Source organism: Marinomonas alcarazii (genome assembly GCF_003208215.1).
Lineage (GTDB): Bacteria > Pseudomonadota > Gammaproteobacteria > Pseudomonadales > Marinomonadaceae > Marinomonas > Marinomonas alcarazii.
The window spans coordinates 303,026-322,507 of the sequence record NZ_QKLW01000003.1 but is presented as its reverse complement, the minus strand read 5'-3'; the positions used below and the strand labels follow the sequence as shown (position 1 = coordinate 322,507).

The following is a 19,482-nucleotide window of genomic DNA, read 5'->3' as shown; positions in this document are numbered from 1 at the left end:
ACAACGTAAAGTAGTTAGCTTATTTTGCCTCACGATTACCAAGTTAAGGACTCAACATGATTCGCAAAGATATGTTTTTGGCGCTCTTTATTATTGTCGCGTGGGGCTTTAACTTTATTGTGATGCGCTGGGGCTTAGATGAGCTTACGCCGATGATGTTAGGCGGGTTGCGTTTCCTCGTTATCGGCATGATTGGCTGCTTCTTTTTCTCTCGACCTAATACGCCATTACTTTGGTGTATTGGTTATGCCTTATCATTGAACTTCGGGCAATTTGCGTTTTTATTCAGCGCCATGTCATTTGGCATGCCAGCAGGCCTTGCTTCGTTAGTACTGCAATCTCAGGCGATTTTCACTTTGTTGTTCGCTATTTTGTTATTAAAAGAAGCCGTTCGACCTTATCAAGTACTCGCCATTGGCATTGCCATTGGTGGCTTAGCAGTCATCGGCTTAGATAATGAAGATACCACCATGACAGCGCTTGGATTTGGCTTAACTTTGGCGGCGGGTTCTAGCTGGGCGTTGGGAAATATTTTCACCAAAATCATTAGCCGCAAAGGCTACGATGCCAACCTAAATCTAATCGTTTGGTCGAGCTGGATTCCACCTATCCCTTTCTTCCTTTGCGCATACTTCATTGACGGTGGTGATGTCATGTGGAGCAACATCACTGAAATAAGCTTTAAGTCGATTGCTTCACTTGCTTACCTGTCACTCTTTGCTACCTTAGCCGGCTATGGTTTGTGGAGCTATTTGCTATCACGCTATCCAGCGGCGACCGTAGCGCCACTTACCTTAGGCGTTCCGGTTGTGGGCTTAACGTCAGCGGAAATCTTCCTCTCTGAAACAGTAAGCGCTATGCAATGGGCGGGGATTTTTATCGTGTTACTTGGTTTGATGCTGAATACATTCGGTGGCCGCTGGCTAAAGAAAGTTAGCCAGCAGGCCGTTTGAACCACTAAGGGTTAGTCTTTTTTATCTTGTTGCGCGTCGATTTTATCCACAAGGCGTGCGACTTGAGCTTGTAACTCAGAAATTTGTGTTACTAAGGCTTGGTGATTACTTTCTTGATTCTCGTGTTCTTCTTGCGCGGTTTCGCGGGTCATCACGTCCAACACCACACCGACCATCATGTTTAAAAACACAAATGCCGTTAGGAATATAAAGATGAGGTAAAAAATCCAACTGAACGGATAAACATCCATGGTTTCATACATGACATCTGTCCAATCTTCGAACGTTGCAATGCGAAATAGCGTCAGCATAGAAATGGCAATATCGCCCCAAAGTTCCTCATTGACGTGATGGAAAAAAATGGAACCAACCGCAGCGAAGATGTAAAAAATGATAAACATCAACAAAGCGATGTAACCCATTTGGGGAATAGCTTTTAGCAAAGCATTAATCAAAAAACGCAGCTCAGGAATAATTGAGACCAGACGCAAGACACGGAACACACGCAGCAAGCGTGCCACAAGAATCATTTCTGTTTCTGAAATAGGTATTAAACTGCCGACAACAATAACCGTATCGAATAGGTTCCAAGGGTCTTTAAAGAAATGACGTTTATCATCACAGGCAAGAAAGCGCAGGCTAAGCTCGACCAAGAAGAAAACGGTGATGAAATTGTCTAAGTAGTTTATGCCTCTCTCAATACCATAAGGTAAAGCATAAGTTTTAGCGCCCACGGTAAGTGCCGCGACCACAATGATACTAATGATAAAGCCCTGAAACCACGCACTGCGCTCGATGCGCTTCATTATGGCAAACAAACTTCCGGAATGATCTATTTCCATTTTTACCTACACCTAATATGCAATCTTTATAGCCCGAATAAAAGACAGGCCACGCCATATTAAGTTCATATCCGGCAGAAGAAAAGCAGAAGTAGATTTAGAGGCCAGACTTGCAAGTTATGTACGTTTTACTCGCACAACTTTCATAATCTCAACAGGAATACCCGCCACCATTTCTTGCGTTGGGTAATAAGTCAGGTTCACACGAGCGCCGCGCAAGGTGCGATATTTGCCTTGGCGTTTGAAACGAAACGGCACATCGTAACCTTCAATCATTAAGGTATGCAGCACCCAATCTTCTTGCGGTCGTTGGGCGTGGGATTTGACTTTCAGCGCATCCGAATGAATGAGCTCATCATTGTTTTTTAATAAGGACTCAGGATCAGATTTCACTAGAGGCTTCTCTTCTTATCGATGAAAGCCTCTTAGTATGACACAAATATCTCAAATCTTAAAAAAACTGATTATTTTTTGTTCAGCATTAAGGAGAAGGGCTTTCGCCTTCCACTTTATCGACTGACGTTTTAGAGGGTTGAAATTGGCTCATGGCCAGTGCGGCCTCTCGATTATCAAAACGTACAACGGCTTTTTGTAGAATCAAACTATTAGGATACGTCACGACATCATTAGACAAACGCTGAATAATCACATGGAAGGTCGATATCTCTAAAATTTGCCCCAAAATCTCGTCGTCTCTATCAACAACTTTGACCCAATCTCCTACTCGATAGGGAAAGCTAAAGAAGATAATCAGGCTTGCTGTGATATTGCTTAAAATCGACCATTGGGCAAATAGCGCCACACCAACAACCGCAAAAACAGAGGAGAAAAAGATGGCTAACTGACCATAGCCAATACCAAGAACCAAACAAATCAATAAAACAAAAATAGCAGTGAAGCCAAGGTGTAGCGTTTTAGAGACATAGGTTATTCGTACTTCATTCGCGTATTTTTTTTGTCCTAACAAAGTGATGCTCGACTTTAAAATCCGCGAGACAATGACATACGCCACCACTAATAGAGCGATTAAGCCAACCTGCACCATCATGCTTTTTCTCCTAATACGGATTTATAAAACATAGAACAACACACCAGGAATGATGCCTATGCTCATCAAATTACTAATCAATACAATCGACGCTACTTTATGGGGCTCCTGTTGGTACAACTCGGCGACCATGTAATTCAATACCGCAGGCGGTAGACAAGCAAAGATCAGTAAGTAGGCAAAGTTTTCTGGTGACATACCAACAGCATAGTACCAAATAACAGCAATAATCAGACCACTTAATGGACACAAAAGGCCGCTAATCACACCAAGCTTCCATTCACTAAAGTCGACATTCGTCATGCGCACACCAAGCGCAAATAGCATCAGAGGAATGGCAATTTGTCCCAGCATATCCACAGACACCTTCACAGCGGGCATAACCGTCCAACCTTGTAGACTCCAAATTAACCCCAAGATGGTTGCGATGATCATTGGCATTTTTAGAACATTAAGAAGGTTGGTTTTTGGGTTAAGCAAATACATGCCAACGGTAAAATGCAGTAAGTTTTCGGTAAGAAATAACACCACAGCAATAGGCAAAGCTGACTCGCCAAATGCCAGCACAATCAAGGGAATCCCCAAGTTGCCGCTGTTGTTAAACATCATTGGGGGAACCAAGGTTTTAGGTGAGATTTTTAACCACTTACACAGTGGCCAAACCAGTAAGCCAGAACCCAACACAACCACAGTAGCAGCAATAATCAAATCGACATATAAAGCGATATGAAACTCTTTCGAGGCCATGACAGAAAAGATAAGTGCGGGGCAAAAAACACTGATGTTTAAACGATTCGCCACCGTCATATCAGTCGGTCGCACTCGCGCATAAAAAAATGCGACGAGCACAATACTTGCTAGGGGGAAAACCGTATTAAATATTTGTGTGAATAACGTAGAAGTGTCCATTAATAGCCTCTATAACGAAGGCCGTTAGCTTAACGTCCTAGCCAAAAAAGACCAAGAGCAATTACATACCAAATGGGCTTAGGGTTTCTCAACCAATACGGATGGAATCAAGATAAATCGCTGAGCCACCTCTTTGCCTTTCAGCAAATCCATACCAATTTCTATGGCTTTTTCCGCCATCGGCACAGGTCTCTGAACTGCCGTTGCTATCCAAAGATTGTCTTTTTGCTTGATAATATCTTTTGCAAACGGAGCACCATCAACAGAGGCCATTAAAAACTCGCTCCGGCCTGCTTGTTGTGCGGCACGCAATGCTCCAAATGCGGTTGGGTCATTAATGGTAAAAATGGCATCGATATGATCGTACTCTTCCATTAAATACGTCATGGCTTCCATACCGCCCTCAACACTGCCCGTGCCATTCATTCGGTCACTTAACAAGGTGATGTTTGGGTATTTATTCAACGCAGACTTACAACCAGCGACTCGCTCTATAACCGACGACACCAATACGCCATTAATAATGACAAAATTGCCTTTATAATCGGTTTTCTCTGCCAGTTTTTCACAAGCAATAGCACCAGCTTGAACATTGTCTGTCGTAATAGTGGCATCCGCACCTTGTGCATTGACATCCACAGCAATGACTTTAATACCCGCTCGCTGAGCCTTTGCTACCACCGCTGCGACCTTGTATTCATCAGCCGCAGTTAGCACGATCAAATCAACCTTTTGTTCGATAAAATCATTGATTTGACCAATTTGTCGCTGCCAATCATACGCATCTGAACGGATCAGCATTTTTACTGGCTCACCAGCTAGCTCATTTGCTTTTGTCGTTGCCGATTCGACCAACTGCACAAAATAAGGATTGCCTAAATCAGCAACACTGATACCAATGGATTTGAGGGGTTGAGGTTCTGAGGATTGCGAGGCCAATGGCGACAGCGAAACAGCGACAATCGAAACAGCCAATAAACTTGGCATTAAGCGATAAGCCTTCCAAAGCTGTCGGGCTTTTTTCGAACTCGACATTAACTGTTTCATTAAACTCATTCTACTTCCCTCGGTGCAATGCCGCTATTTTGCCCTACTTAATGACAGATAAAAATAGCGGCCTAGCTTAGGCCGCTTCTCCCTCTGACTCACCAACCTCCATTGCCCCCGTCATGATGGCAACGGCGTCAGACATAGTATGAGACTGAGGCGTAACAATCGCCGCGCGCTTACCCAAACGATGGATATGGATACGATCCGCCACTTCGAACACATGCGGCATGTTGTGACTAATCAAAATAATAGGCAATCCGCGATCACGCACCTCTTTGATCAAGTTCAACACACGGCGGGATTCTTTAACGCCAAGTGCCGCAGTTGGCTCATCCATAATGACCACTTTACTACCAAACAAAGCCGAGCGCGCAACCGCCACACCTTGACGCTGACCACCGGAAAGAGACTCAACCGCTTGGCTGATATTTTGAATTGTCATTAATCCCAGCTCGGTCATTTTATCCTTCGCGCGACGCTCCATCTCTTTTTTGTCGAGCATGCGGAAAACTTTCCCCAAGATACCAGGCTTCAATAACTCTCGCCCTAAGTATAAGTTGTCAGCGATATTTAACGCTGGCGACACAGCTAAGTTCTGATAAACCGTTTCAATGCCTAATGCCCGCGCTTCCATTGGAGAAGAGAAATGCACAGGTTTGCCGTCCAATAATATTTCCCCCTCGTCCGGAATAAGTGCGCCAGACAAGGCCTTAATCAATGAGGATTTACCTGCACCGTTATCACCAATCACCGCTAATATTTCACCGGGATACAGTTCAAAGTCGGCGTGGTCAATCGCGGTCACACTGCCATAACGTTTTACCAAATTCTTTGTTTGTAACACGGGTGTTTTATCGTATTGTGCCGTCATTATGCTGTTCCTCTTCGAATCCACTGATCAATGGCCACAGCCGAAATAATCAAAATACCGACGGTAAACTCTTGCCATAACACATCAACACCAGCAAGCGCTAAACCATTTCGGAAGACCCCAACAACCAAGGCGCCAATTAGCGTCCCGTAAATAGAACCTCGCCCACCAAACAAGCTACAGCCACCAATCACCACCGCCGTAATACTGTCGAGGTTCGTCATAGTGCCTGCTTGTGGGCTTACTGAGCCGATACGACCGATCAGTACCCAAGCGCCAATAGCACACACTACGCCAGCCAATACATACACAGACATCAAAATGCGTGTGGTTCGAATACCAGCCAATTTCGCGGCTTCCGGATCATCACCTGTTGCGTATACATGACGGCCCCAGGCAGTCCAATTTAAGGCGTACCAAATTAGAAAGAAGATCCCCAGCATCAACAAGGAACCGTAAGTCAGCCTTGCACCAAAAAAATCAATTGTTTGACCTGTCCATTGCAATAATGGCGCAATATTGCTGATGTCTTGCGAGCGAATGGTTTCGCTCTTTGAGTACCAAAGGTTCAACGCAAAGAACACATTCCAAGAACCTAAAGTTGCAATAAAAGGCGGGATTTTTAAGCGTGTTATCAACAAGCCATTGATGAACCCCGCTAACGCACCAACACCGATACCGATCAAAATAGACAAACTTGGATCGATTCCATGATTCACCGCCATCCGCCCCATCACAACCGAGGTCAAAACCATGATGGCACCAACCGACAGATCAATGCCTGCGGTTAAAATAATCAATGTCTGCGCCACACCAATTACACCGATAATCGTTACTTGCTGTAACACCAATGACAAATTGAATGGGTGCAAAAAACGGTCACCGACAATGACGCTAAAACTCACAATCGCTAACAGCAACACAATCAAAGGCGCAGCAATTGGATAATGATGAAGAAACTTTTTGAAACGCTGCAAAGGGGTTTCTTTACGCTCGAACTTGGCGACATAGGTACTAGCTTGATCCGCTACTTTGTCGTGATCAAGAACCGCTGTAGACGGTTTTGTGTTGTTAGAACTCATAGGCTACTCCAGAGAAGAAACAGTGCGCTGGATAGAAAAAGTGCCGCTAGCCAAAAGCTCGACTAACGGCAAATAAAGGCGCCTTCACACCCATCTATCACAAAAGATTAATTAGCCCCAACACATGCTCAAGCCAGTTTTAGACGAAACAGATTGAACGCCTTTTACGGGTTCATCAGTAATTAACTGAACGCCTGTATCGAAGAAATCTAGACCATTTGATGCTGAAGGACGTGAGCCAGATTTGGCAAACTCAACAATCGCAGTGACCCCTTCAGAGGCCATTTTAAGAGGGAATTGCATAGAGGTAGCGCCAATCACGCCATCTTTAATATTTCGAACACCTGGACAGCCGCCATCAACAGAAACGATCAATACGTCTTTTTCAAGTCCAAAGGATTTCAACGCTTCATACGCACCCGCAGCAGCTGGTTCGTTAATGGTGTACACCAAGTTAATTTCTGGATCTTTTTGCAGTAGGTTTTCCATCGCGCGACGGCCACCTTCTTCAGAGCCTTGCGTCACATCATTACCAACAATGCGAGGATCTGTTTCATCACCCATACGTTTTGGGTCTTTAAGATCAATACCAAAGCCTTTTAAGAAACCTTGATCACGAGCTACGTCTACCGTGATTTGGCTTGTACTCAAATCCAGTAAACCAATTTTCGCGTCTTTTGCTTTGTCGCCCATTTTGGCTTTTGCCCACATACCAATCATTTCACCGGCTTTGAAGTTGTCCGTTGCAAAAGTCATGTCTGCTGCACTAGCAGGGCTTAGAGGTGTGTCTAACGCGATGACAAGCAAGCCAGCATCACGTGCTTTTTGAATCGTCGGAACAATACCTGCGGTGTCACTTGGCGTAATAAGAATGCCTTTCGCACCCGCGGCAATTAAGTTTTCTACTGCTTGAACTTGAGTTTCATTATCGCCATCGTAACGACCAGCGAAAGTACGCAACTCAACACCAAGCTCTTCCGCTTTTTGCTGAGCGCCTTCTTTCATTTTTACGAAGAATGGATTGGTGTTGGTTTTGGTGATTAGACCAATAATTGGGGTTTCAGCCATAGCCACGGTAGACAATGTGCCAGCAGCAACAAGACAAGCCAGTTTCTTATAAGGGATGAATTTCATTGTTTTATAACTCCGATTTTTTGTTTTTATTATTGGCAGCGATGCCATGTAAAAACAGATCCTGTCCCGACTCTGTTTCTAACAAAACACTATGGAGATCAAAAACTAATGAATAATTTCATACTTAAATCTTTTTTTGTAATATTTGTAATATTTCATTTTTCAAGCTGAAATATCTGACTTAACTCCTTGATAGTAAAAGGTTTCGAGATAAATAAATCGTCGTCCTTTAATTGGTATTTTTGTTTTAATTCATCTTTTGGCAAGCCTGACATCAACAATATTGGCCCTGAAAAACCAGATACATCAGACTGTAAATTGTGAGCTAACTCCACACCACTCATGGTGCCTGATAGGTTTACATCCGACACAATAGCATCGGGTTCAATCGCTTTGTTTAAGGCGCGCATAACCGCTTCGGCACAGTCAAAGGTTTGCACCATAAAGCCCATTTTTTCCAATTGCTCGCGCATAACCCGACACACTTCATCATCGTCTTCCACAAGCCACACCAAGCTGGACTCTGGCAAAAGAATCACACCTTGCTTGCCAGCTTGTTCTTCTGATGCAGGTTTTTTCTCAGCTAAAAGGCCATGCGCTGTCACTTGTTGAGGCAAAAACAAGCAAACACGTGTCCACTTGCCTTTTTCAGAGGTTACTTTGATTTCGCCACCGCTTTGTTTTACAAAGCCATAAATCATACTCAGGCCCAAACCACTGCCCTTACCGACAGGCTTAGTCGTGAAAAATGGCTCAAATATTCGGCCAATGACGTCATCATCAATGCCTTCACCCGAGTCTTCCACTCGAATACGAATGGCAGGAACGTCGCTGTCTGGTAAGGTACAAACCTTAGTTGAAAAAGCCAAACGTCCGCCATCCGGCATGGCACTGGCGCTGTTCAAGGACAAATTCAACAAGGCATTTTCTAGTTGCGAGGGATCAATCAGGCTCACCACATCTGGGCATTGCAGATCGCTTTCAACCACAATATGCGAACCAACACTGTATTCGACCAAATCCAGCATACCTTCGATTAAATCGTCTATCGCAATAGGCACAGGGAAAAGTTGCTGACGACGACTAAAGGCCAATAAGCGCTGCACCAAATTACTGCTTTTTTCTGAAACCACCAGCGCGCGCTCTATGTATCGAGCTTGATCTTCTGTCTGAGGATAAGAGTCAGACAGCATTTGCAGGTTGCCCATTATGGCCGCCAAAAGATTATTGAAGTCGTGGGCTACACCACCTGTCAGTTGCCCTAACATCTCCATTTTTTGCGCCTGACGAAGCTGGCTTTCGACGCTTTTACGCTCAGTTAAATCCGTATACAAGGTAACAAAACCACCTTCAGGCATTGGCTTAGAGCGAAACTCGATAATTTTTCCAGAATCAAAGTGACGCTCAAAACTCTGCACTCTCAAATGGCGCGAAACATTCACTTCTTCCATATGAACTTGCTGATTTTCTAAGTTGAGATTTTTATGTTGCCCTTGGTTAATTAAGTTCTGAACGTCATCAATCGCCATACCGATATGCAAGTCGTCGTCAGACAAATCAAACAATTTCTGGTAGCCAGAGTTCCAAGCAAGTAAGGTTCCTTTAGAGGAAAACACACTTAAACCATCGTTCATGTTGTCGAAAATGGTTTCCAGCAAACGCTTTTGTTCCGATAGCTCTGCTGTCACTTCCAAGCGCCTTAACGCATCACGACGAAAAACCTCAAAGGTATCCGCCAAGGTACCGATTTCATCGTTACGACGTATTCCCGTATGTTTTGAATCCACACGACCTAAAGAAAGCTGTTCCATATCGTTGGTCACAACGCCCAAGTCTTTCGTCATGCGCTGGCTATACCAATACAAACGCGTCAGCCCCAACAGAAGAAACACAGAAATGCCGATAATCCAGTTCTGACCACGGGCCACAAAAGTCGACACTTCCTGACGCTGTCGGCTCACTTTCTTCTGCAGTCCGCCTACAAAGTCACTCACTTGTTTACTCAACTGTTCCGACTTAGCTCGAATAGCAATCAGCAAATAGTTTTTGCGTTCTTGTATTTGATTCAAACGACGATGTGCCATCAATAGGTCTTCAGCAATGCTTGCCACTTGCTCGTTTTGTTGAGAAAACTTCAAGTTTTCCAAGAGACTCTCGGGCACCAAGCTAGGCGATTCTAACAATTGCAGCAACCACACCAAGCCTTGCTGATTAGTCACACTGGCAACGCCATCATCCGAGGGTAACTGTCGAATTCTAAACTGTTGGGCCAAGCTGTCTTCACGCAGATACAACTCTTCTCGCACCAAGGCGACAAGCTCCTCAAGCGTGGTTTGTAGATCGTCTAATCGCTCGTCGATATCACGTTGGAAAACAGAATCTGCCAAACTGTCCGCCACACCACGAAGCTCAAGAATTCGTCGATGAATGCGTTCTGATTCGGTTTGTAACTGGAAAGGACGCCCAGATCCTGCGGTATAAGGCGCAATGGCGGCCAGTTGCGCAACGCCTTCCGCTAACGTTAAAGAAGTGCTTATTTCTGGTAAGGTTTCGGATTCGAATTCGGATAAAGAAGCTTCACTCACACGCATGGATTGCCAGCCAATCCCCACCATAAAAAACGCCACTAAGCTAATTGCCAGAATAGACAAAGAGGCTTTTTGACGAATACTGGTAAAGCGCATCTAATTCATCCGCACTGGGCCTTGGAAAAAATAACCAAGTCCACGTTGGGTTTTTATAAATTCTGGTGTTTTCGGATTTGCTTCTATTTTACGTCTTAGACGAAGAATCAAGACATCCACAGTTCGATCAAACACTTCGGTTTCCAAGCCCCGACTTTGCTCTATCAGCTGCTCACGAGAAAAAATACGATCTGGATGACGCGCTAACACTTCTAATAGGGAAAACTCTCCCAACGTCAGGGTCACTAATTTTCCCTCTGGATCATGCAAAAGACGCGCAGTGAGATCCAAGGTCCAATTCCCAAAGAGTAAACGTTCATGATCTTGGTTTATGGTATTTCCCACTGTTGGCGGAACTTGATAAGAACGGCGTAACAAAGCATGAATTCGCGCTGTCAGTTCCCGCAAATTAAACGGCTTCATCATGTAATCGTCCGCGGCGAGCTCTAGCCCCAAGATCCGATCGGTTTCATCGCCTTTCCCCGTTAGCATCATAATCGGCATGACAAAACGCTCACGAATTTCACGAGCAAGGCTCAGCCCATCTTCTTCTCGGAGGTACAAATCCATCAATACCAAATCAACGGGCTCGGCATCTAAATGAAGCCACATCTGAGTGCCATTTTCCGCTTCCAGAACTCTGTAACCTTTTTGCGACAAGGCATCACAAAGCAATTGACGAATATCTTGATCGTCATCCACTACCAATAAAGTCTTTTTATGTTGTTCTGTCATTGTCTGGGTTGGAATCCATTATCGTTGTTATTCAAACTAACAAACCGTTATAGCTATATTATTAGAGACCTTTCACGATGTTACGAGCTAAGCTCTCATTAATATCATGGTAAAGTTAATAGACGATTAACAAAAGGAAAAGCTTCTCGTGCAGCAGAAAATCCAACCTCAGAAGAAAAACATCCTGCTCACTTTTTTAGATCCTGAGCAATTCATCCACATAGATCAAGATGAAACCGTCTTGGCCGCGTTAGTATCTGCCGGGATCCCGATCAAACAAGCGTGTACGAATGGTGTTTGCGGTGTTTGTCTGACACAACTGCTATGCGGTGAAATTGATTATGCGGATCGCCACCCTCACGGCTTAAACAACAAAGAAAAGCAAAATGGCTTTTTCCTTCCCTGCATCGCGACGTGCAAAACCGATATCTCTATTGCTCGCCCCAAAGTTCTATTTAAGCAGAAATAGCAAAGCGCCTCATGCAAAGGCGCTAGAAAAACAAGGGGGCTCGTTCGTTAAGCTATTCTCGAGACCGTTAAACAGTCTTAAATTGCCCCACCAGCTCACTTTGCTGACGAGCAAGGTCATTCATTCTTTGGCAATTTTCTTGACCTGCAATGGCGTCTAACATGGCACCTTCTGAGCTCTCTGACATTTCATGAACACTTTGATTAATCTCTTGAGCCACGTGAGATTGTTGTTCCGCTGTGGTAGCAATTTGCATGCTCAGACCGCGAATTTCACCCATAAATTCACGCAGTTCAATCAGCGATTTACCGACCGCTTCTGCATCATTCATGCTTTCCTGAGCACTGTTACAACTGTTTTCCATGGCGTTGACCGCCTCTCCCACACCACGCTGTAGATCAGAAATAACACGTTGGATTTCTTCTGTTGATTGATGTGTTCTGTTCGCAAGCGTCCGCACCTCATCAGCAACAACAGCAAAGCCTCGACCTTGCTCACCCGCTCGTGCGGCTTCAATCGCTGCGTTTAACGCAAGCAAATTAGTTTGTTCTGCAATATTTTGAATCACTTCCAAAATATGACCGATATCCTGTGAATGTTTATCCACTTGGTTCACTATGTGAGAAGACGATTCCAATTGCTCAACTAATTGACCAACCTGCTCAATATTCGCATTCATTCGATCTAAACTCTGATTGGCGCTGGCATCCACCTCTTGTACTTTTTTCAAAGTAACGTCAGCATTCTGAGCTACTTCGCTAACAGTGGACGACATTTCATTCATCGCGGAAGCAACCGTCGTCATCTTATCATGTTGTGATTGCATTCTTTTTTGCGTTGACCCCGCTGACAGATGAACACTTCCAGCGGACTCTACCACCTGAGTTGAAGCATGATGAATGTCCTGCATCACGGAACTAAGTTTTTCAACCAGCATATTTACCCAATGAGATAACTGACCAAATTCATCTTTGGTATTAATGGTTAGACGCTGTGTTAAATCCCCTTTGGCGATTAGGTCCAAAATAGCCAAGATTTTAACCAAAGGTTTACGAATGCTTCGGCTCACCCAAATAGCGATTATTAAGGCAACTATCACTGAAATAGCCACAATAAAGAATGATGTATACTTCGCTTTTGCAGAGGCGCTCAGAGCATCTTCTTTTGCTTGATCTCGTAGCACACTCACGGAAGACACTAATTCATTTAGTCGTGTTTGCACTGATACCAGACTGTCAAACAGTATGCTTGCAGCCGCTTCGGACTCAACCTGAATTCGGTTTAGCTCAAGGTATTCGGCAACCACATGGTCTTGATCTTGAACAGCCACCTGAATGGCTTTTACTTGCTCACTGATAAATTCATCATCCAACTGAGACAAAACATCATTAAGCGGCACGAACACTTTAGACATTTCAGACTGAATATCTTGGAGCGCATCCACATCTGTGGAATCAAAGAAATCTCGAATAAGACGCGTTAAAGTCGCCACTTGCGTTTGCACCAAGCTCACCGCAAACGCCTGCTTATCGTTTTGCGGATAACGGGCAATTGCTTCTAAATCTTCCGATAAGAAAACAAGCGCATCTTTTAAATCCAGTTTTTTATCCGCCAAGGTTTTCTGTAAAGTGACTTGGCGACTATGGTCTTTAATCGCAGCATTGGCGATAGTAGAAAAGCCTTCATATTGACCCACAATGTCATCAAGAGAAGATTGGATGTCTGGGTAATTAACAACCATTTTTTGTAACCTATCGGTCTGCGTAAAAAAGCGTTGCTCTTCTTCTAAAAATTTAGCCAAGGCAACCTTTAATACTGAATCGCTAGAAACAATTAAATATTGCAAAACCGCACTGCTAGCCTGCGCAGACGTCACACTCAACTCATTACTACTATCAGAGATATTCGCTATCTCTCCGGTTACCGTTTCGATTCGCTTCTGCACACTATTCAGCCCCATCACACCTGAAGCGGCCACAATAAATAACAAAACGAGCAATAGAATAAAGCCAAGCAGAACTCGCTGGACCACCGATATAGACATACACTAATCTCCCATTTAAATAGAACTGCTGACCGACATTTCTTATTCGATAGCTCTAATTATTCACAACTACCTACTTCCTTTTTCCCTGACAAAAGTTGTAACCACCTTTGCTACTTAGGGCATTCTTGAAACACTTTCTTAGTACACTCGGCACATACACTTCGAGGAATTTGCTCTACCATATTGGCAATAGCGGTTTGCATTGATGGCTTTAGCACCCCATCTTTCAGGCGCTCTATTAGTTGCTCATCCGTTAACTCATCCTGCACTATGCCTTTTAATGAACTGAAGAAGATGGTACCTCCCTGTTGATGAATTCTGTCCACCTCATCAACCAAGCTATGCTGCCCTGAAACGTCGATGAAATTCACGCCTTTAAAAATCAGGATTAATCGTTTGTGCCCAGAACTTAGTAGCTCTCGAATAGACGCTTTTAATGACTCGGAAGCGCCATAAAAGACAGAGCCATCTAGACGAGCCATTTTTATTTCCGGACACTCAGGCAATTGATATCGTTCAACATTACGAATTTGACGAGGATGACCATCAAGCGCTAGCGGGGCTACTACGGTTACTTTTGGTCGTGCCGTCTTAGCGAGGTAAAACACGAGCGAGGCCGCGATACCTAAATAAATGGCGTACTCCAAAGGGACAAGAAGCGTACCGAAAAACGTAAACAGGAAGGGAACTGATTCGGCCTTTGGCGATGACAAATTCGCTTTCACGCCCTGCCAATTAAATAGATTCCACGCAATTACTAGAATGCTGCCAGCCATCACAGGAACAGGAATAAATTGCGTTGCTCGGGGAATAAAGAGAATGACCAGCAATACTAGAAAGGCTGAAATAACAATTGCCAAAGAGGTCTTCGCACCAGAGTCATAATTACCACCTGAACGAGTAAATGAGCCAGAACTTGGATAGCATTGAAAGAAAGAGCCAACAACATTCGATAACCCTTGCCCTAAAAACTCTCTATTTCCATCAATCGATTGCTTTGAACGTATTGCGATCGAACGAGCGATAGAAACGGCTTCAATAGCCCCAAGTATCGCAATCGATAAGGCGCCAGAACTAAGCGCCATAATCGAAGCGAGGCTGAAATCAGGCACTTTGAATACGGGTATCACATCAGGCAAGGCACTGATCAGGCTGACTGATGCGTTGTTCGCAAACAGCAAGTAACAGCTGACAGCACCAATCACTATACTTGCTAGTAAGTAAGGAATCGCTTTAAACCAAGACTTAATGACTACCGCACTAACAACCGTAATGACACCAATCCAAACAGAAGCCTGATCAATACGCTCGGTACGAAAAATAACCGCAGACGCGTAATCAATAAAGCTAGTTCCTTGGTTATTCGACAAACCAAGGAAGTTACTTAGCTGGCTCATTGCAATAAGCACCGCAGCACCAGAAGTAAAACCTTGTACAACGGAGTGCGAGATGAAATTCACTAGAAAGCCAAAGCGTAATAGGTAAAACAACAACTGAAAGCAGCCAGTCAAAAATGACAATAGAAACATCAAGGACAAGTAACTACTCTCTGATACGCCTACCAAGCCTCCAACCACAACCGCAGACACAATAGATAGCGCAGCGGTTGGTCCAGAAACCATATGCTTAGATGAACCAAATAGAGACGCAATAACGGCTGAAAATATAGCTGTGTACAAACCAAATTCTGGTGGTAGCCCTGCAATCATGGCGTACGCAATCCCCTGAGGAATAACCAATATTGCCCCAGTAACACCTGCGATTGCATCTGATTTGACTGAACTTAGAGACCAATGCTCTCTTGCTATTAACGAAGAAAACTTACTACTGATCATAAGACTCTATACTTTACTAGAATAAAAAAAGGCAACATTACTGTTGCCCAAAGCCAAAAAGGGAGGCGGCTAAACTTTTTTCGCTTTGCGCTGCCTTTGCAGTAAAACAATACCTGCAAGCAAAGCTAAACTCGGAATATACACAAAGAAATTCGATGGCTGATCATTAGAGACATCAACGCCTTTAAGCACTTGGAAAGCCTCAAAACCTGCGGCGTATGCGTCACTACCAATCCCCACACTGTCCACTTCGACAACACTGTCAGCGATGTATAAATTCAAACCAGCATGTTCAAGAATCACCTTCGCATCACCAGATTCACGGGCAATTAACATGTGCGTTGAACGTTCAGGTTCTCCAGAATAGCCTTCTTCACTCACATGAATACGCAGCGGTGTGCCACTATTGACTGTCTGGTTTTGCTCTAGAAACTCAGACATCGCAACATATTGATAAGGCTCAACAACTTTATCGATCCAAAAACCTGGACGGAAAATACTGAATGCGATGAGCAACAGTAAGGCACTTTCCCACCACTTATTTTTCACGATGAAATAGCGCTCCATCGCCGCAGTAAATATCAGCATGGCAAGAGTCGCAATCACAAAGATAAATACACCTTGAGTCACAGTGACATTAATCAGCAATAAGTCTGAATTAAAGATAAACAAGAAGGGTAACAGCGCGGTTCTTAGTGCATATTTAAATGCAATAATGCCTGTGCCAATTGGCTTTCCGCCAGATACTGCTGCCGCGGCAAAGGAAGCCAATCCAACCGGAGGTGTTACATCGGCCATCAGTCCAAAGTAGAAAACAAAAAGGTGAACCGCTATTAAAGGCACAACTAAGCCATTGGAAGCACCAACATCTACGATAACGCCCGCCATCAAGGAAGAGACAACAATGTAGTTGGCTGTCGTTGGCAGCCCCATTCCCAAGATCATGCAGAGAATGGCCACAAGAATAAGCATCAGGGTAATATTGCCAAACGACAACACTTCAACCACATCGGCGAGCACTGCACCAACACTTGTCTGAGACACTACCCCTACGATAACCCCCGCCGTCGCAGTAGCGATCGAGATACTGGCCATATTGCGTGCCCCAGACACCATTCCATCGAACAGGTCTTTAGCGCCGCGGGACATTCTCACATAGGCTTCTTTGCGAAACTTACCCTCTAAATAAGGCTTTGTAAGAATCATAAATATCGTCAGCAATGCCGCCCAAAATGCGCTCAAACCAGGGCTCAAACGTTCGATCATCAAGCACCAAACTAGGACTATAACAGGTAATAAATAATAGATACCTGATCTAAATATCACGCCTGGCAGCGGTAGCTCGGATAAATCTTGATCGGTTGTGTCATTCAATTTTGGGCTTTTCGAACCAACATACAACAAACCGACATAACTCAAGATAACCAAGATCGAGATCACATAAACAGAGGAATCCCCTGCCAGCTGCTTAATCCAGCCCAGCCCGAAATAAACCAGAACACTAAGTACACAAAGGGCGAGAAAGCCAAACAGGAAAGAAGACAATTTGCGAGCAAAACCAACACCAGAGCTTTTACGCGGCAAGCCCTGCATATTGGCTTTCAATGCCTCAAGGTGCACGATATAAACTAAGCCAATGTAAGAGATCAAAGCGGGTAAGAAAGCATGCTTAATGACATCCAAGTAACTAATACCGACATACTCGACCATCAGAAATGCAGCGGCACCCATTACTGGCGGCATGATCTGCCCATTCACAGAAGACGCCACCTCAACAGCTCCGGCTTTTTCGGAAGAAAAACCAACCTTCTTCATCATTGGGATAGTAAAAGTACCCGTTGTCACGACATTCGCGATAGAAGAGCCTGAAATTAGCCCTGTTAACCCCGATGCCACTACAGCGGCTTTGGCTGGACCGCCTCGAAAATGACCAAGGCAAGAGAAGGCAAGTTGTATAAAGTAGTTACCAGCACCGGCTTTATCAAGCAGAGCACCGAACAACACAAACAAGAAAACGAAGTCTGTTGAGACACCAAGGGCAATACCAAAAACGCCTTCCGTCGTAATCCATTGGTGATTGACGACTTCATAGAGGCTAAAACCTTTATGAGCAATCATCTCTGGCATGTAATTACCAAAGAAGTTGTACACAAGGAAGATGGCAGCAATCAGTGGCAAGGTAATGCCTAAGCTTCGTCTAGCAGCTTCAAACAACAAAGGGATGCCTATGCTAGCCACAATAACATCCTGCAAGATAGGCGCACCTACCCGAGTAGCAATGCTGTCGTATTCAACTAAATAATAAGAAGTACAGAGACTGGCGAGAATAGCGATACACCAATCCGTAAGAGGAATTTTGTCGACGGGCGATTTACTGCAAAACGGAAAACTCAAAAATACGAGAAAAATCGCAAACGACAAATGAATCGAACGCGCCTGATTACTGTTCCAACGCAATAAATCTGTTTCGAGTAAATAAGGAAACGGAGACGCAATCCATAGCTGAAAAAGAGCCCAAACAAATGCCACAACTAAAATAATTTTTAACTGAAGGCCTTTTGGTTTGCGGCCTCCCATGTCATTTGATGAAACTAGCTCATCTAAATCGGTCGAGCTACTGCTCTCCTTATATTGACTCATATTACAACCCCAGGAGAATACTTAAAACGCCACCGGATCATCTCACCGGTGGCAACAATGGATACCAAGATAGCTAGGGTTATTCGATCCAACCACGCTCTTTGTAATACTTGACCGCACCGTCATGAAGCGGAGCAGTTAGGCCAGCGCTAATCATTTCTTTAGGGTCTAAATTAGCAAAGGCTGGATGCAAGCGCTTAAAGCGTTCAAAGTTCTCAAACACGCTTTTTACTAGGTTATAAATCGTTTTTTCTGATGTAGCCGTTGAAGTAACCAATGTCGCTTTCAAGCCGTAGGTATTAACATCGTTTGGCGTGCCTTCATACATACCACCTGGAATGGTAGCGTAGCTGTAATAAGGAAACTCATTGATTAAGCTATCAACCGCTTCGCCATTTACATCGAGAATGTGAGTTGCACATGTGCTGGTTGCTTCTTTAACATTCGCAACAGGATGGCCGGCTACCATGACAAACGCGTCGACTTTGTTATCACATAGAGCCTGAGATTGTTCAGATGACTTCAGTTCACCAGCTAGTTTGAAGTCAGACAGTTTCATGCCTTTCTTCTCCATCAAGGTCAGCATAGTGGCGCGTTGACCGGAACCTGGGTTGCCGATATTAACACGCTTGCCTTTTAGATCTTCAAACGTTTGGATGTTCGCGTCATCTCTAACGACCAATGTAAAAATATCAGAGTGAAGAGAGAATACGGCACGTAGATCTTCATAAGGGCCAATATCTTTAAAGTTTGACGTGCCATGATAGGAATGATACTGCCAATCTGACTGCACGATACCAAGATTCAAACCACCAGATCGGATCGAGTTTAAGTTGGCAATGGAACCACCAGTCGACGGCGCTGAACAACGTAAATTGTGCTCTCTGGCATCGCGGTTTACCATTTTACAAATCGATTGACCTACAACGTAATAAACACCCGTTTGTCCCGCAGTACCGACAGAGAAATGCTCAACATCAGCCGCAAAACTCGATGTCGCACTTACGCCTCCTGCTACGACAACCGCCGCAGTAGTGTGTATTAACTTATTCATCAACTTACTCATTTTATATTCCTTCGTTTCTTTCGTGTTATTGTAGCGAGCGAATGCTCTTCTTGATTGCTTAAGGCAATTTCTAATCTAATGTTCACGATGAACCTGAAAACAGAATCAAAGTAACCG

Annotated in this window: 16 protein-coding genes; 2 read left to right on the top strand and 14 right to left on the bottom strand. The window is 44.2% G+C overall.

Annotated elements, in window-relative coordinates:
• Window positions 1–56 precede the first annotated feature (56 nt).
• Window positions 57–953, top strand: a complete 897-nt coding sequence (locus DFP75_RS09740) for an EamA family transporter (protein WP_110575046.1) — start codon at window positions 57–59, stop codon at window positions 951–953.
• An 11-nt stretch (window positions 954–964) separates the two neighbouring features.
• On the opposite strand, the gene DFP75_RS09735 is transcribed toward DFP75_RS09740, so the two are convergent.
• The 10 genes from DFP75_RS09735 to DFP75_RS09690 all read right to left on the bottom strand — a co-directional run bounded on the left by DFP75_RS09735 (window position 965) and on the right by DFP75_RS09690 (window position 11,308).
• Window positions 965–1,795 carry an ion transporter gene (locus DFP75_RS09735; RefSeq protein WP_110575044.1) on the bottom strand — a complete coding sequence of 277 codons (831 nt, stop codon included), beginning with the start codon at window positions 1,793–1,795 and terminating at the stop codon, window positions 965–967.
• A 117-nt stretch (window positions 1,796–1,912) separates the two neighbouring features.
• Window positions 1,913–2,188: a hypothetical protein gene (locus DFP75_RS09730; RefSeq protein ID WP_110575042.1), complete on the bottom strand. Its 276-nt coding sequence runs from the start codon at window positions 2,186–2,188 to the stop codon at window positions 1,913–1,915.
• Window positions 2,189–2,276: 88 nt separating this feature from the next.
• The gene (locus DFP75_RS09725) at window positions 2,277–2,843 is read right to left on the bottom strand and encodes a mechanosensitive ion channel domain-containing protein (RefSeq protein ID WP_110575039.1); all 567 of its coding nucleotides are present in this window, start codon (window positions 2,841–2,843) and stop codon (window positions 2,277–2,279) included.
• Window positions 2,844–2,864: 21 nt separating this feature from the next.
• Window positions 2,865–3,752, bottom strand: coding sequence for an AEC family transporter (locus DFP75_RS09720; RefSeq protein WP_110575037.1), 888 nt, complete (start codon window positions 3,750–3,752; stop codon window positions 2,865–2,867).
• Between the two features lie 78 nt (window positions 3,753–3,830).
• The gene (locus tag DFP75_RS09715; RefSeq protein WP_245927027.1) at window positions 3,831–4,808 is read right to left on the bottom strand and encodes a substrate-binding domain-containing protein; all 978 of its coding nucleotides are present in this window, start codon (window positions 4,806–4,808) and stop codon (window positions 3,831–3,833) included.
• Window positions 4,809–4,875: 67 nt separating this feature from the next.
• A complete protein-coding gene (locus DFP75_RS09710) occupies window positions 4,876–5,673 on the bottom strand; it encodes an ATP-binding cassette domain-containing protein (protein ID WP_110575035.1) in 798 nt (265 codons plus the stop codon).
• Complete coding sequence (locus DFP75_RS09705; RefSeq protein ID WP_110575033.1) at window positions 5,673–6,755, bottom strand: ABC transporter permease; 1,083 nt, start codon at window positions 6,753–6,755, stop codon at window positions 5,673–5,675. Before DFP75_RS09705 ends, DFP75_RS09710 begins: the two co-directional genes overlap by 1 nt.
• Window positions 6,756–6,866: 111 nt before the next feature.
• Window positions 6,867–7,889, bottom strand: coding sequence for a sugar ABC transporter substrate-binding protein (locus DFP75_RS09700; protein WP_110575030.1), 1,023 nt, complete (start codon window positions 7,887–7,889; stop codon window positions 6,867–6,869).
• Between the two features lie 155 nt (window positions 7,890–8,044).
• Window positions 8,045–10,573 carry a PAS-domain containing protein gene (locus DFP75_RS09695; protein WP_110575028.1) on the bottom strand — a complete coding sequence of 843 codons (2,529 nt, stop codon included), beginning with the start codon at window positions 10,571–10,573 and terminating at the stop codon, window positions 8,045–8,047.
• Window positions 10,574–11,308 carry a response regulator gene (locus DFP75_RS09690; RefSeq protein WP_110575027.1) on the bottom strand — a complete coding sequence of 245 codons (735 nt, stop codon included), beginning with the start codon at window positions 11,306–11,308 and terminating at the stop codon, window positions 10,574–10,576. It lies immediately after the preceding gene.
• A 148-nt stretch (window positions 11,309–11,456) separates the two neighbouring features.
• Between DFP75_RS09690 and DFP75_RS09685 the strand changes: the two genes are divergently transcribed.
• The gene (locus tag DFP75_RS09685; protein WP_245927026.1) at window positions 11,457–11,777 is read left to right on the top strand and encodes a 2Fe-2S iron-sulfur cluster-binding protein; all 321 of its coding nucleotides are present in this window, start codon (window positions 11,457–11,459) and stop codon (window positions 11,775–11,777) included.
• A gap of 67 nt (window positions 11,778–11,844) precedes the next feature.
• Here the strand turns inward: DFP75_RS09685 and DFP75_RS09680 are convergent, their stop codons facing one another.
• From DFP75_RS09680 to DFP75_RS09665, 4 genes are all read right to left on the bottom strand, one after another.
• A complete protein-coding gene (locus DFP75_RS09680; protein ID WP_110575023.1) occupies window positions 11,845–13,821 on the bottom strand; it encodes a methyl-accepting chemotaxis protein in 1,977 nt (658 codons plus the stop codon).
• Between the two features lie 113 nt (window positions 13,822–13,934).
• The gene (locus tag DFP75_RS09675) at window positions 13,935–15,659 is read right to left on the bottom strand and encodes a SulP family inorganic anion transporter (protein WP_110575021.1); all 1,725 of its coding nucleotides are present in this window, start codon (window positions 15,657–15,659) and stop codon (window positions 13,935–13,937) included.
• Between the two features lie 69 nt (window positions 15,660–15,728).
• Window positions 15,729–18,299: a TRAP transporter permease gene (locus DFP75_RS09670; protein WP_110575019.1), complete on the bottom strand. Its 2,571-nt coding sequence runs from the start codon at window positions 18,297–18,299 to the stop codon at window positions 15,729–15,731.
• Window positions 18,300–18,378: 79 nt separating this feature from the next.
• Window positions 18,379–19,365: a TAXI family TRAP transporter solute-binding subunit gene (locus DFP75_RS09665; RefSeq protein WP_245927025.1), complete on the bottom strand. Its 987-nt coding sequence runs from the start codon at window positions 19,363–19,365 to the stop codon at window positions 18,379–18,381.
• Between the last annotated feature and the right edge of the window lie 117 nt (window positions 19,366–19,482).